Below are 13,124 nucleotides of genomic sequence, written 5' to 3'. Positions count from 1 at the left end.
GAGATCATGGCCAGGATTCCGTTTCAGAAGCCCAAGCACATCGAGTGGGAGATCAGCACCGACCGGTACGGCCGGCTCGTGGCCGAGCCCTTCGAGAAGGGGTACGCGCTCACCGTGGGCAACTCCTTGCGCCGAACCCTCCTGTCCATCATCCCGGGAGCGGCCGTCGCCTGGGTGCGGATCGAGGGCGTGCGCGACCAGGAGGCGCACATCCCCGGGGTGGAGGAGGACACGCTGGACGTGCTCCTGAACTTGCGGAAGCTCGCCGTCAACGTGCCGTCGGGAGAGCCCATGACCACGCGCCTGGAGGCCACGGGGCCCCGGGAGGTCACCGGCGCCGACGTCTCCGAGGCCACCGGGCTCGAGGTGCTCAACCCGGAGGTGCACATCGCGACGCTCGAGAAGGGCGGCGCGCTCGCCATCGAGCTGGGCATCGAGATCGGCCGGGGCTACGTCGCCGCCGACAAGCACCGCCCCGGGACCGTCCCGACCGGCGCGATTCCCATGGACGCGGCCTTCTCGCCGATCCAGCGTGTGTCGTACGGGGTCGAGAACGCGCGACTCGGCAAGATCACGGACTACGAGCGGCTCATCGTCGAGATCTGGACCAACGGGGCCGTGTCGCCCGACGAGGCGCTGACGCGGGCGGCCAGCTACATGCGCGACCACTTCACGTTGCTGGCGCCCGAGGGAAGGCCCGAGGAGGACGAGGAGGTGGAGGCCTCGGGCGAAGGCTTCCTGCAGGAGAGCTTGAGCAAGACCCTCGAGGAGCTGCCGCTTCCGGCGCGGGCGATCAACGCGCTCCGCAACACGGAGATCCTGACGGTCGCGGACCTCGTCCAGAAGACCGATCAGGACCTCGATCAAGTCAAGAACCTCGGCACGAAGTCCATCGATGAGATCAAGACCGCGCTGGCGGCGCTGGGCCTCTCGCTCGGCATGCGCATCGATCCGAACGTGCTGGGTGCGCTGGGGCGCGGAGGGACCAAGTGAGGCACGGCAAGGCAGGATTCAAGCTCGGGCGCGTCACGGCCCATCGCTGGGCGCTCTTCCGCAATCTGCTCGTCGCGCTGTTCCGGCACGAGCGCATCACCACGACCGAGGCCAAGGCCAAGGCGGTCCGCGGGCTTGCCGACCGGATGGTGACCCTGGCCAAGCAGGAGTCGCTCCATGCCCGGCGCCAGGTGCTGGCCATGGTGCCCGACCCGGTCGTGGTCAAGAAGCTGTTCGATGCCATCGCGGCGCGCTTCGGTGACCGCCGCGGCGGCTACACGCGCATCATCCGGGCAGGCACCCGCCCCGGCGACCGGGCCCCCATGGTCATCCTCGAGCTGGTCGACCGGCCCGAGACGCCGAAGGAGAAGGACAAGAAGGGGACGAAGGCAGAGAAGGCCCCGAGGAGCGACAAGGGAGCCGCAGGAGCCGCGGCCCCGAAGGGGCGGAGGAAGAAGGCCGCGGCCGCCGCGGGCTAGCGCGCGGCAGTCGCATCGAGGGCGGCTCTGGCCGCCTGCGTCAGAGCTGCAGCAGGGCGCTCCCACCGACGGTCACGAGCGTGCCCCCGGGCGTCGCCGCGCGGCGCCGACCCACCGAGCACGAGGCCGCCCCGCGGTAGTGCAAACAGCGGGCCGTCGACGAAGGGCGGGAGCCGCGGCGAGGGGACCGCGCCGAGCCGCCCCCTCGCCGCAGCGCTCCTACTTCAGATGGGCCTGGAAATGGGCGAGAGTGCGTTTCCAGGCGTCCTCGGCCGCGGCCTTGCTGTAGACGTCGGCCCGGTCGTCATTGAAGAAACCGTGATCGACCCCGGGATAGATGTGGATCGCGGACTGCTTGCCGACGGCCTTGACGTCGGCGTCCAGTTGACGCGCCACCGAGGGGTTGACGAACTGGTCCTTCTCCGCGAAGAGCCCGAGCATCGGGCCGGCCAGCTGGCGGTAATCGGGCTTCACGTTGGGGTGGACACCGTAGAAGTTCACCACCGCGCCGACGCTGCGATTGGTGCAGCCGGCGAAGAGCGCGAGCTGACCGCCCATGCAGAACCCGACGGCCCCGAGCTTGCTCGTGGACGAGAAGCCCGCCAGGTACCTCGCTGCCCCCGAGAGGTCCTTTTCGGCTTGCGCGATGTTGAGCGCCATGAAGAGCTTGCCCGCCTCGTCTGGCTCGGAGGTGGACTTACCGTGGTACAGGTCTGGCGCCAGTGCCGAGTAGCCTGCCGCCGCGAACCGATCGCAGACGTTCTTGATGTGTCCCACCAGGCCCCACCACTCCTGGATCACCAGCACCCCGGGGCCCTTGCCCGCTGCCGGGGTTACCAGGTATCCCTGGGTCACCTGCCCGTTGCTCGGGAACTCCACCATGCGTCCTGGCATCGGCCTGGCCTCCTTTATCTTGGTTGAATGTGGATGACTTCGGTTTGGCGGTAAGGCCTCTTCGCCCCTGTTGGGGCTCATCGGGGCGTCCGCATTGCCGGGGCCTCTTCGCCCCTGTTGGGGCTCATCGGGGCGTGCGCATCGCCGGGGCGCCCATTCTACCGTGAGGGCCTTCCGCCGTGGAGGGCTTCTCATGAGGCCCCGGGTGTGGGCGGGGAGATGCGGACGGTCAGCACCCGGCGCTCGTTGGCCTCCAGCACGGTGAACGAGTGCCGGCCCACCTGGAATTCCTCGCCCACCGCCGGGATGCGGTGCAGGGTGGCGAGGACGAGCCCGGCGACGGTCTCGAAGTCGCCCTTGGGCAGCTCCCAGTCGAGGGACTCGTTCAGCTCGTCGATCCCGACGCGCGCGGCGACGCGGTAGCTCCCGTCGGGGAGACGCTCCACCATGGCCGGGGGACGGTCGTGCTCGTCGTGGATCTCGCCCACGATCTCCTCGACGATGTCCTCCACGGTGACGATGCCCACCGCACCGCCGTACTCGTCCACCACCACCGCGAGCTGCACCCGGGCCTTCTGCATCTCGGGCAGGAGGTCGTCGATGCGCTTCGTCTCCGGCACGTACGGGGCCGGGCGCATGAGCGCGCGCAGGTCAGCCGCCACGACCCCGCGCCGCAGCAGGTCCATGGCCGTCACCACACCCACGATGTTGAAGACCCGGTCCGTGTAGACGGGGATGCGCGAGAAGCCGCGCTCGCTCATGAGCCGGACGGCCTCGTCGGGCGTGGCCGACTCGGGCAGCAGGACGACGTCCACGAGGGGCACCATCACCTCGCGCACGGCGGTCTCCCCGAGGTCGAAGATCTTGTCGATCATCTCGGCCTCCGAGGTGCTCACCGCGGCTTCCTCCGGCTCCATCTGGAGCAGGAGCTTGAGCTCCTCGCGGGAGACGAAGTGCCTGGCCGCCGTGCGCTGGCGCCCGACGAGTGCCAGCACCCCGACCACAAGGGTGCTGGAACCCCAGGTGAGGGGCTTGAGGGCGTGGGTCGCCACCTCGATCACGCGGAAGAGGTGACGGATCAGCGCGGTCGCCCACTCCTGCGCCACGGCCTTGGGAATGACCTCGCCGAAGACCAGCATGAGCGGGGTGAGCCCGAGCGTGACGATCAGCGCGGCGGCCCCTCCCAGCACCGGGAGCAAGGCCCACGTGGCGACCGATGACGCCGTGATGTGGGCGATGGTCACGCCCATCATGGCGGTGGACAGCACGCGCTCGGGCCGCCGGAAGGACTCGAGGTACCGTGCGGCGACCCGGTCGCCCCCCTCGGCCAGATGGCGCAGCCGCAGCCGGTTGGCGGCGATGAAGGCCATCTCCGCCGCCGAGAAGAGCGCGGTGACCACCAGTGCCAGGAGGATGATCCAGAGGTAGATCACGCGTCCCCCGGGGCTTCCGGAGCGCCCCTGAGCTTCACGAGCACCTCCACCACCCGGGTCCGTTCCACCTTCTCGACGGTCACGCTCACCTGGGGGGCGTCGGTCGTCTCCCCCTTGTGGGGGATCCGGCCGAAGAGATCCAGCACCCAGCCCCCGACTGTGTCGTAGGCCTCATTGGAGACGCTGAGCCCGGCGGCGGCGTTCAGCTCGTCGATGGGCAGCTTGCCCGACACGCGGAAGGCGCCGTCGCCGACGGCCTGGATGAGCCGCTCCTCCTCGTCGAACTCGTCCCGGATCTCTCCGACCAGCTCTTCCAGCACGTCCTCGAGGGCCACGAGGCCGGCGGTGCCGCCGTACTCGTCCACGACGATGGCCAGGTGGAGCTTCTTCGCCTGGAACTCGCGGAGCAGCGCGTCGGCCCGTTTGGACTCGGGCACGAAGTACGGCGGGTGCAGCCGGGCGCGGAGATCGAAGTCGGCCGGGAGCCCCCGCAGGTGCGCCAGGAGATCCTTCGTGTACAGCACCCCGACGATCTGGTCGATGGTCCCGTCGAACACGGGCACGCGCGAGTGGAGGTTCTCCCGGAGGAGCTCGAGCAGTCGTTCCGGCGGCGTGGCGACGTCGAGGCAGAACATGTCCGGGCGCGGGACCATCACCTCCCGCACGAGCGTGTCCTCCAGCTCGAAGACCCGGTGGATCATCTCCCGCTCGGTCCGCTCCACGACGCCCTCGCGCGCGCCCACGTCCACCAGCGTCCGGAGCTCCTCCTCGGAGATCTCCGGCTCGCTCCGCCTCCGCTCCGACCCGATCAGGCGAAGAGTGAGCCGTGTCAAGCCCCCCAGGACCACGCGCACCGGCGTCAGCAGGACCGACAGCCAGGCCACCGGCCGGCCCACCAGCGCCGAGAAGCGTTCCGGGTGCTCCACGGCCAGCGTCATGGGGAGGACCTCGCCGAACACGCTGAGCAGGAAGACCATGCTGGCGATGGCGATGACCAGGCCGGCGCTGCCGAACAGCCGCTCCGCCACCGCCGCGGCCAGGGCGGCGGCGCCGATGTTGATGACCGTGATTCCCACCAGGAGGGTGACCAGCAGCTCGTGGGGCTGCTCGAGGAGCGGGGCGATCGGCGCGGCACCCGCCCCTCGTTCCTCGGCGAGCCGTCTGAGCCGCGCCCGCCCCAGGGAGAAGTAGGCGGCCTCGGCGCCGGTGAGGAGCGCCGAGAGAAACACCAGCGCGCCGAGCGCCGCCAGCGCGACGACGGTGAGGCTATCCACCGAAGTGCTCGTAGCCGGCCCGGACCGCCACGGGCCGGCCCTCGGGTCCGAGCCAGACGATACCCGCCCCGGGCCCCTCCACCTCGCCGATCACGGTGAGGGGCGTGCCGGTCGCTGCGCGCAGCCCTGCTCCGAGCGCCTCTACGGATGCGGGGTCGCAGGTCAGGAGCAGCTCGTAGTCCTCGCCACCTGCCGCCGCCCACTCGATGGGATCGCGTCCGAGCGCCCGCGCTGCTGCCCGTGCCGCCTCCGCGACGGGCAGGCGGTCGAGCAGGACGCGGGCACCGACGTCGCTCTCCCGACAGATGTGACCCAGGTCGGTGGCGATCCCGTCGGAGCAGTCAATCATGGCGCGGACCCCTGCCGCCTCGCCGAGCCAGCGGCCCTCGGCCACCCGCGCCGTGGGACGGAGGTGGGCCCGCGCGAGCTCTTCCACGACGCCGGCGTCGATCCCGGCCGCGCGCGCCCGCTCCCTGCCCATCTCCACCAGGGCGAGCCCGGCGACCGACCGCCCGAGCGTCCCCGTGACGGCCACGAGATCGCCCCGCCGGGCCGCCGAGCGCAGCCGCGGCGTGCCGGCGTGCTCGCCGAGCAGCGTGACGTTGACGAACCAGCCGTGGGGAGACTCGGAGGTGTCGCCGCCGACGATGGCGACGCCGTGCGGCGCCGCGGCCTCGCGCATGCCCTCGTAGAGGGCCGCAACCTCCTCGACCTCCGTGGAAGCGGGGAGCGCCAGGCCCACGAGCGCCCAGCGCGGTCGGCCGCCCATGGCGGCGATGTCGGAGAGATTCACGGCGACGGCCTTCCAGCCGATGTCACGGGGAGATGCCGACGCGCGCCTGAAGTGGACATCTTCCACGACGAGGTCCGTGGTGGCCAGGAGCGCCGCGCCGGGGTCGAGGGCCAGGACTGCCGTGTCGTCGCCGATGCCCAGGACCACGCCCGGATCGTCGGCTTCCTTCCCCGCCTCGCGGATCCGGCGGATCAGCCCCAGCTCTCCCACCCGCCGGAGATTCACTGGATCACTCGATCGGAGCAGCCGCGGCCCGGGGCCGCGGGCGATGTGTCCACGCGGCACGCTGGGGGGTCGGGGTCGTCCATCACGCGGACCGAGCGGGCGACAGCTCGAGGAAGTTCCGGAGCAGCGCCTTGCCCTGCGTGGTCAGGATGGACTCCGGGTGGAACTGGACCCCCTCCACCGGGTAGCGGCGGTGGCGGAGCCCCATGATCTCTCCGTCCTCGGCCCGCGCCGACACCTCGAGGTCTGCGGGGAAGCCGTCGTCGAGCACCGCGAGCGAGTGATAGCGCGTGGCCTCGAAGTCCTGGGGCAGGCCCCGGAAGGCGCCGCGGCCGTCGTGGTGGATGCGTGAGGTCTTGCCGTGCATCTGCGTGCGGGCCCGCGTGACGGTGGCGCCGAAGGCCTGGCCGATGGCCTGGTGGCCGAGGCAGACACCGAGGATCGGGGTGGCGGCGTGCAGGGCGCCGATCAGGGCCAGCGAGATGCCCGCCTGGGCGGGATGGCCCGGCCCCGGCGAGATGACGATCCGCTCCGGCGCCAGGCGGGCCACGTCGTCCACGCTGAGCGCATCGTTCCGCGCCACGCGGACCTCGCCGCCGAGCTCGCCCAGGTACTGGACCAGGTTATAGGTGAAGGAGTCGTAATTGTCGAGGACGAGGATCACGAGGCGGCCTCCCGGCCGGCGATGCGGAGGGCCAGAATGATGCCGCGCGACTTCGAGCAGGTCTCGAGCCACTCGAGCTTGGGATCGGAGTCCGCCACGATACCTGCGCCCACCTGGATGGAGGCGCGCCCTCCGTGGCAGACCACGGTGCGGATCGTGATGCACGAGTCCAGGTTGCCCGAGTAGGAGATGTACCCCACCGCGCCCCCGTAAGGGCCGCGACGCGTGGGCTCCAGCTCCTCGATGATCTCCATGGCGCGGATCTTCGGAGCCCCCGTGAGCGTGCCGGCCGGGAAGCAGGCCGCCAGCACGTCGAAGGCGTCCTTGCCCGGAGCGAGCCGTCCCCGCACGTGGCTCACCAGGTGCATCACGTGCGAGTAGCGCTCCACGACCATGAACTCGGTGACCTCCACCGAGCCGACGCGAGAGACGCGCCCCACGTCGTTGCGGCCCAGGTCCACCAGCATGACGTGCTCGGCGCGCTCCTTGGGATCGGCGGCCATCTCGGCCGCCAGCCGCGCATCCTCCTCGTCGCTGGCGCCGCGCGGATGGGTGCCGGCGATGGGGCGCTCCTCCACGCGGCCGTCCTCCAGGCGCACCAGCACCTCGGGGGAGGAGCCCACGACGCTCGTGCGGCCGAGGCGGAGGAAGAAGAGGTAGGGTGAGGGATTGACGCTCCGGAGCGCGCGGTACACGGTGAAGGGGTCGGCCCTGAGCTCCGTGTCGAGCCGGCGCGAGACCACCACCTGGTAGGCGTCCCCGGAGGCGATGTACTCCTTCGCGCGGCGGACGCGCTCCATGTACGAGGCCTCGTCCATGGTGGAGGTGAACCCCTCCTCGCCGAGGGCGACGAGCGGCGCAGGATCGGGGAAGGTGAGGGGCGCCGGTGGCCGGGCCGGCCGGCCGAGCTTGGCCAGCAGCATCCCGATCTTCAGCGCGGCCTGGTCGTAGGCGCGGTCGAGGGAGGCCGGGTCGGTCTTCCCCACGTGGGCGTTGGCGATGACGAGCAGGCGGTGGCGGAGGTTGTCGAAGGCCAGCAGGCTGTCGGTGAGCATGAACACCGCCTCGGGGAGCCGCAGATCGTCCTTGGCCTGCCGCGGGAGGCGCTCCACGTGGCGGACCATGTCGTAGGCGAAGAGGCCCACGGCGCCGCCCTGGAAGCGCGGCAGTCCGGGTACCGCCACCGGCGTGAAGCGCGCCAGCACGCTCCTGAGCCCGTCCAGGGGGTTCGCCGTCGGCAACCGCTCGGTGCGGCCGTCGGCGTGACGGAGCGCCACGCGGCCACCCCTGGCGGTGAACACCATCAGGGGGTCGCTGCCGAGAAAGGAGTACCGCGCCCACTTCTCGCCGCCCTCCACCGACTCCAGCAGGAATGCATAGGGCCCCGGCCGCAGCCGCAGGAAGGCCGAGAGCGGAGTGTCGAGGTCCGCGGCCAGCTCCGCGTAGACCGGCACCATGTTCCCGCGCTCCGCGAGGGCGCGGAACTCGTCGCGCGACGGCGACAGCGCCGGGATGCCGGGTCCGACCGATCGCATGGCTCCGGCCGTCAGGCCAGCGCGTCCAGCTTCTTCTTGATCTGGGCCTTCGGGACCGCGCCCACGATCTGATCCACCACCGCACCGCCCTTCAGGAGCAGGATCGTGGGGATCGAGCGGATCCCGTAGCGGGCGGCCAGGGCCGGGTTCTCGTCCACGTTGACCTTGGCGAGCGTGACCTTGCCGCTGGACTCGCGGGCCAGCTGGTCCAGGGTCGGCGCGATGGCGCGACAGGGGGCGCACCACTCCGCCCAGAAGTCGACCATCAGGACCTCCTGGTGCTTGCCCACCTCCGCGTCGAAGGTCGCCTCGCTCAGCTGCAACACGCTGTCTGCCATGGGCCGTCTCTCCTCGGATGGGAATGTTCTAGCGGGGCTTCCTGCGCCTGACGCCGTCGAGGTAGCGAGCCATCCACTCCCGCGCGAGATCCTTGCACCCGAGCCCGAAGGCCAGGGCCAGGGCCAGCGCCACGGCGCCGAAGAGGATCACGAAGGCCCACCGCACCAGGTCGGCCGCGATCCCCAGCTCCTGCAGCGTCACCGCCACGGTGAAGGTCACGATGGCGTAGCGCGCGAGCGCTCCCAGCACGTCGGCCTCGCCCATCCCGGCGTTGGCGGCGGCCGCCCTCACCACCCCTGCGAGGAAGTTGGCGAAGAAGAGCCCCAGGATCAGGGCCACGACGGCGGCGATGACCTTCGGGATGTAGAGCAGGACGTGGTTCAGCAGGTCGGACGCGGAGGACAGCCCCAGGGTGTTGATGGCCGTCATGAGCCCGATCAGCAGGACGAGCCAGTGGGCGAGGAGCGCCACCAGCTCCGCGGGACTCTGGCGCAGCTCCGCCCGGACGAGGACATCGTCGATGCCGGACTTCTCCGAGGCCACGTCGAAGCGGACGGCCAGGAGGAAGCGGAACACCAGCAGCCGCACGGCCTTGGCGAGGAGCCAGCCGACGAGGAAGACCAGGAGCGCCGCGAAGAGGCTCGGGAGAAACGTCGCAACCCTGGCGGCGAAGGCGCGTCCGGGCTCGAGGACTGCGGGCGAGAGTTCCATAAAATCGCACAGCTACTGTAATACACCGCCCAGGACACCGCAAGCGCGCCCCCCTCGCGGGAAGGGCTCAGTGGCCGAGGAAGATGCGTTTCACCTCCGGCGAGCCCAGCAGCGCGGCCGGGGGCCCGTCGAGGATGGTCCGCCCCGATTCCAGCACGTAGCCCCGGTGGGCCAGGCGGAGCGCCAGCTCCACGTTCTGCTCGATGAAGACCACCGCGATGCCGCGCTCACGGTTGATGGCGGTGATGACCTCCGCGATCTGCGCCACCACGCGCGGCGCCAGCCCGAGGAACGGCTCGTCGATCATCAGGAGCGCGGGCCGCGCCATGAGCCCCCGCGCGATGGCCACCATCTGCTGCTCGCCGCCCGAGAGGGTGTGGGCCAGCTGGCCGGCGCGCGACCGGAGGAACGGGAAGAGCGCCTCGACGTCGGCGAGGGTGCCTTCCCGGTGGGCGCGGGCCCCGGGATTGTAGGCGCCCAGGAGGAGGTTCTCCCGGACGGTGAGGTAGGGGAAGAGCCGACGCCGCTCGAGCACGTGCGCGAGCCCCAGCCCCACGATGCGGTGCGGGGGCAGACCGGAGATGGGCTGGCCCCTGAAGGTGATCTCTCCCCTCCGGGCCCGCACGAGCCCCGAGAGCGTGTTCATCAGCGTGGACTTGCCCGCGCCGTTGGGCCCGAGGATGGCGACCACTTCTCCCGCCCCCGCGCGGAAGTGAGCGTTCCAGAGGATCTGGTAGTCGCCGTAGAGCACGTCCAGCGCGCGCGCCTCGAGCATGCCGGGCGTCACGCACCGTGATAGGCCTGGCCGAGGTAGGCCTCGATCAGGCGCGGGTCGCGCGCCACGTCCCGGGGCGGGCCCGAGGCGATGATCTCGCCCAGGTGCAGCGCCACGATGCGCTGGGAGATGTCCATGATCACGCGCATGTTGTGCTCGATCACCACCAGCGCGGCCCCTTCCCCGTGCAGCCGGCGGACCAGGTCCACGAGGCCGGGGATGCTGCCCTGGTCCACGCCGCCCGTGACCTCGTCGAGCAGGAGGAGGCGCGGCCGCGTGGCCAGCGCGCGCGCCAGCTCCAGGCGCTTGCGCTGGCCCGTGGAGAGCACCCGGGCGTAGGCCTCCTCCTTGCCGGCGAGCCCCACCGACAGGAGCGCGCCGATGGCGCGGGCGCGCGCCTCGGCAGGATCCCGGGTGCGCTGGAAGGCGCCCACCATCACGTTCTCGAGGGCGGTCATGTGGGCGAAGGGGCGCAGCTTCTGGAAGGTGCGGGCGACGCCGCGGCGGCTCACCTGGTCCGGCCGCAGGCCCGTGATGGGGGCGCCGTCGAGCAGCACCGTCCCCGCATCGGGTGCCAGGACGCCCGTGATGAGGTCGAAGAGCGTGGACTTGCCCGCGCCGTTGGGCCCGATGATGCCCACCAGCTCCCCGGGCGCCACCTGGAAGGAGATGTCGCGGTTGGCGGTGAGCCCGCCGAAGTGCTCGCCCGCGCCACGCGGGCTCCCGCACGGTGCCGGGCCAAGGAACGAGCCAGACGAGGCCCGAGGGAGGCGCGGGCGCGAGGCGTACTCGCTGTACGTTGAGCGCCCGCGCCGACCGAGAACGAAGTATGGCGAAGTTCATTGGCCCGGCACTAGCCGGTCCGCCGGCGGCCCCGCTGGGCCAGCGCCATGATGCCGCCCGGCTGGATGACGGACACCAGCACGATGAGCGCGCCGAAGACGACGAGGTCGAGGGCCTTGCCCGTGCCGCCGAGGAAGACGCGCGTCCCCTCGCCGAGCGGCACCAGGATGGCGGCGCCGATCAGCGGCCCCCAGAGCGTGCCGACCCCGCCCAGCACGGCCACGAGACAGATCAGGATCGAGAGCGACAGCGGCAGCACCGACTCGGGGTCGATGAAGAGGATGTACTGGGCGTAGAAGGTTCCCCCGAGCGCGGTGAGCCCCGCCGACAGCGCCATGGCGCGCAGCTTGTAGCGGGCCACGGGGATGCCGAGGCTCGCCGCGGCGTCCTGGTCCTCGCGGATGGCGCGGAAGTAGTAGCCGGTGCGCGACCGCTCGGTCCGGCGGGTGATCCAGAGCGCCAGGAGCAGGAACCCCAGCGCGATGTAGTAGTAGGCCTGCTTGCTCTCGTGGAACTGGAAGTTCAGGAAGGAGTCGGGACGCTTGAGGGGCACGAAGAGCCCGCGGGCGCCGCCCACCCAGTCCCAGTTGATGACGAGCGTCTGGACGATCTCGCCCACGGCGATGGTGGCGATGGCGAAGTAGTGGCCCCGCAGCCGGAACACCGGGTAGCCGATCACCTGCGAGAGCGCCACCGCCACGAGCGCCCCGGCGAGCATCCCGAGCCACGGCGTGAGCCCGAGCTGCTTGACCAGAACACTGGAGGTGTAGGCGCCCGCGCCGAAGAACACGGCGTGGCCCAGCGAGATCTGGCCGCAATAGCCCGCCAGCAGGTTCCACGCCTGGGCCAGCATGGCGTAGAGGAAGATCATGATCATCACGTGGCGCGGAAAGGGAAGGGTGAAGACGAGCGGGAAGACGAGCAGCGCCCCCAGCGCCAGGAGGCCGGCCGCGATCCTGAGCCTGCGGGGCATCAGAAGCGGCCGAACAGGCCCTGGGGACGCACGAGGACGACCACCAGGTACATGGCGAACACCGCCACGTACTTGAGCGCGGGCGCGATGAGGAGGCCGCCCAGCACCTCCACGAGCCCCACGATCACCCCGGCCGCGAGGGTCCCCGGCACGTTGCCGAAGCCCCCCAGCGCCACCGCGACGTAGGCGAGCAGCGAGAAGGTCGCGCCCACGTCGGGGAAGACGTAGAAGAAGATCGTGAGGAGCGCCCCCGCCACGCCGACGCAGGCTGCGCCGATGCCCCAGCCCAGCGCGAACATCCGCTCCGTGTGGATACCCATGAGCGAGGCCGCCTGCCGGTCCTGGGCCGTGGCCTGGAGCGCGAGCCCCGTCTCCGTCCTGCGGATGAACCAGTAGAGGAAGCCGAAGGCCACCACCGCCCCCACGCTGGCGACGAGCTGCGGCAGGCCCACGTAGAGCCCGCCCACCGAGAGGCGGCCCTGCACCCACGGGTCCCGCACGAGGTGGAAGTCCGCCCCCCAGAGCGCCTGGGCCGCCGAGCGCAGGCAGACGGCCAGGCCGAACGTGGCGAAGATCTGCGCGAGCATGGGCGCGCCGAGGATCCACCGGATGATTCCCTGGTAGGTGGCCACGCCGAGGAGGAAGAGGAGCCCGGCCGTGAGGGGGAGCGAGAGGAGCGGGTCGAGCCGCCAGAGCGCCCAGGCCCAGAAGGTGGAGAACATGGCGAGCATCAGGAACTCGCCGTGGGCGAAGTTCACGATCTCCATGAGGCCGAAGATGAGGGAGAGGCCAGCGGCGATCAGGGCGTAGATGCAACCCATGAGGAGTCCGCCGACGATCCCCTGGAGCAGCACCTCGACGGTCATCGGCGGCTACTGTACCACGCGGGTGCCGCTCAGCTGATGTACGCCCGGCGCAGGGCGTCGCCGTCCAGCAGCCTCGACGGGTCGCGTTCCTCCATCACGATGTGGCCGAGTCGCATCACGTACACGCGCGAGGCGATGCCGAGCGCCGCCCGCACGTTCTGCTCCACGACCAGCACGGTGGTGCCCAGCCCCCGCGCCACGCGCCCCAGCACCGCGAACATCTCCTTCACCAGGAGCGGACTCAGCCCCTCGGACGGCTCGTCGAGCAGGAGGAGCCGCGGCCGCAGGATCATCGCCCGGGAGATCGAGAGCATCTGGCGTTCGCCC

General features: G+C 71.0%; 15 protein-coding genes. 2 read left to right on the top strand and 13 right to left on the bottom strand.

Annotated features, from left to right (window positions below; all coding sequences use genetic code 11):
- The first annotated feature begins 6 nt into the window (after positions 1-6).
- The gene (locus HYV93_04895; GenBank protein ID MBI2525300.1) at positions 7-993 is read left to right on the top strand and encodes a DNA-directed RNA polymerase subunit alpha; all 987 of its coding nucleotides are present in this window, start codon (positions 7-9) and stop codon (positions 991-993) included.
- Positions 990-1,472 (top strand): 50S ribosomal protein L17, encoded by a 483-nt coding sequence (gene rplQ, locus HYV93_04890; GenBank protein ID MBI2525299.1) that lies wholly within the window; start codon positions 990-992, stop codon positions 1,470-1,472. Before HYV93_04895 ends, rplQ begins: the two co-directional genes overlap by 4 nt.
- Before the next feature lie 219 nt (positions 1,473-1,691).
- On the opposite strand, the gene HYV93_04885 is transcribed toward rplQ, so the two are convergent.
- From HYV93_04885 to HYV93_04825, 13 genes are all read right to left on the bottom strand, one after another.
- Complete coding sequence (locus HYV93_04885) at positions 1,692-2,366, bottom strand: dienelactone hydrolase family protein (GenBank protein ID MBI2525298.1); 675 nt, start codon at positions 2,364-2,366, stop codon at positions 1,692-1,694.
- A 191-nt stretch (positions 2,367-2,557) separates the two neighbouring features.
- Positions 2,558-3,799, bottom strand: a complete 1,242-nt coding sequence (locus HYV93_04880; GenBank protein ID MBI2525297.1) for an HlyC/CorC family transporter — start codon at positions 3,797-3,799, stop codon at positions 2,558-2,560.
- Positions 3,796-5,073 (bottom strand): HlyC/CorC family transporter, encoded by a 1,278-nt coding sequence (locus HYV93_04875; GenBank protein MBI2525296.1) that lies wholly within the window; start codon positions 5,071-5,073, stop codon positions 3,796-3,798. Before HYV93_04875 ends, HYV93_04880 begins: the two co-directional genes overlap by 4 nt.
- Entirely contained in the window at positions 5,066-6,091 is a 1,026-nt protein-coding gene (gene thiL, locus HYV93_04870; GenBank protein MBI2525295.1) for a thiamine-phosphate kinase, read from the bottom strand. The genes HYV93_04875 and thiL overlap by 8 nt, the downstream gene beginning before the upstream one ends.
- A gap of 82 nt (positions 6,092-6,173) precedes the next feature.
- A complete protein-coding gene (locus HYV93_04865; protein MBI2525294.1) occupies positions 6,174-6,755 on the bottom strand; it encodes an aminodeoxychorismate/anthranilate synthase component II in 582 nt (193 codons plus the stop codon).
- Positions 6,752-8,290, bottom strand: coding sequence for an anthranilate synthase component I (gene trpE / locus HYV93_04860; protein ID MBI2525293.1), 1,539 nt, complete (start codon positions 8,288-8,290; stop codon positions 6,752-6,754). Before trpE ends, HYV93_04865 begins: the two co-directional genes overlap by 4 nt.
- Before the next feature lie 11 nt (positions 8,291-8,301).
- The gene (gene trxA, locus HYV93_04855) at positions 8,302-8,628 is read right to left on the bottom strand and encodes a thioredoxin (GenBank protein ID MBI2525292.1); all 327 of its coding nucleotides are present in this window, start codon (positions 8,626-8,628) and stop codon (positions 8,302-8,304) included.
- Positions 8,629-8,656: 28 nt separating this feature from the next.
- Positions 8,657-9,340 carry a hypothetical protein gene (locus HYV93_04850; GenBank protein MBI2525291.1) on the bottom strand — a complete coding sequence of 228 codons (684 nt, stop codon included), beginning with the start codon at positions 9,338-9,340 and terminating at the stop codon, positions 8,657-8,659.
- Positions 9,341-9,407: 67 nt separating this feature from the next.
- Positions 9,408-10,115: an ABC transporter ATP-binding protein gene (locus HYV93_04845; protein ID MBI2525290.1), complete on the bottom strand. Its 708-nt coding sequence runs from the start codon at positions 10,113-10,115 to the stop codon at positions 9,408-9,410.
- An 8-nt stretch (positions 10,116-10,123) separates the two neighbouring features.
- Positions 10,124-10,786 carry an ABC transporter ATP-binding protein gene (locus HYV93_04840; GenBank protein ID MBI2525289.1) on the bottom strand — a complete coding sequence of 221 codons (663 nt, stop codon included), beginning with the start codon at positions 10,784-10,786 and terminating at the stop codon, positions 10,124-10,126.
- Positions 10,787-10,968: 182 nt separating this feature from the next.
- Complete coding sequence (locus tag HYV93_04835) at positions 10,969-11,931, bottom strand: branched-chain amino acid ABC transporter permease (protein MBI2525288.1); 963 nt, start codon at positions 11,929-11,931, stop codon at positions 10,969-10,971.
- On the bottom strand, positions 11,931-12,797 hold the full coding sequence (locus HYV93_04830) for a branched-chain amino acid ABC transporter permease (GenBank protein ID MBI2525287.1): 867 nt from the start codon (positions 12,795-12,797) through the stop codon (positions 11,931-11,933). Before HYV93_04830 ends, HYV93_04835 begins: the two co-directional genes overlap by 1 nt.
- Before the next feature lie 29 nt (positions 12,798-12,826).
- Complete coding sequence (locus HYV93_04825) at positions 12,827-13,111, bottom strand: hypothetical protein (protein MBI2525286.1); 285 nt, start codon at positions 13,109-13,111, stop codon at positions 12,827-12,829.
- Positions 13,112-13,124: the final 13 nt, after the last annotated feature.

The organism is Candidatus Rokuibacteriota bacterium, assembly GCA_016188005.1.
In the GTDB taxonomy this organism is placed as follows: Bacteria; Methylomirabilota; Methylomirabilia; order Rokubacteriales; family CSP1-6; genus UBA12499.
The sequence above is the reverse complement of the archived record's forward strand: the minus strand, read 5'-3'. Positions and strand labels throughout refer to the sequence as shown.

Coding starts and splice junctions, on each gene's coding strand:
- HYV93_04885 (MBI2525298.1), bottom strand. CDS start 2,366: ATGCCAGGACGCATGGTGGAGTTCCCGAGCAACGGGCAGGTGACCCAG.
- HYV93_04835 (MBI2525288.1), bottom strand. CDS start 11,931: ATGCCCCGCAGGCTCAGGATCGCGGCCGGCCTCCTGGCGCTGGGGGCG.
- HYV93_04850 (MBI2525291.1), bottom strand. CDS start 9,340: ATGGAACTCTCGCCCGCAGTCCTCGAGCCCGGACGCGCCTTCGCCGCC.
- HYV93_04825 (MBI2525286.1), bottom strand. CDS start 13,111: ATGCTCTCGATCTCCCGGGCGATGATCCTGCGGCCGCGGCTCCTCCTG.
- trpE (MBI2525293.1), bottom strand. CDS start 8,290: ATGCGATCGGTCGGACCCGGCATCCCGGCGCTGTCGCCGTCGCGCGAC.
- HYV93_04830 (MBI2525287.1), bottom strand. CDS start 12,797: ATGACCGTCGAGGTGCTGCTCCAGGGGATCGTCGGCGGACTCCTCATG.
- HYV93_04845 (MBI2525290.1), bottom strand. CDS start 10,115: ATGCTCGAGGCGCGCGCGCTGGACGTGCTCTACGGCGACTACCAGATC.
- HYV93_04895 (MBI2525300.1), top strand. CDS start 7: ATGGCCAGGATTCCGTTTCAGAAGCCCAAGCACATCGAGTGGGAGATC.
- trxA (MBI2525292.1), bottom strand. CDS start 8,628: ATGGCAGACAGCGTGTTGCAGCTGAGCGAGGCGACCTTCGACGCGGAG.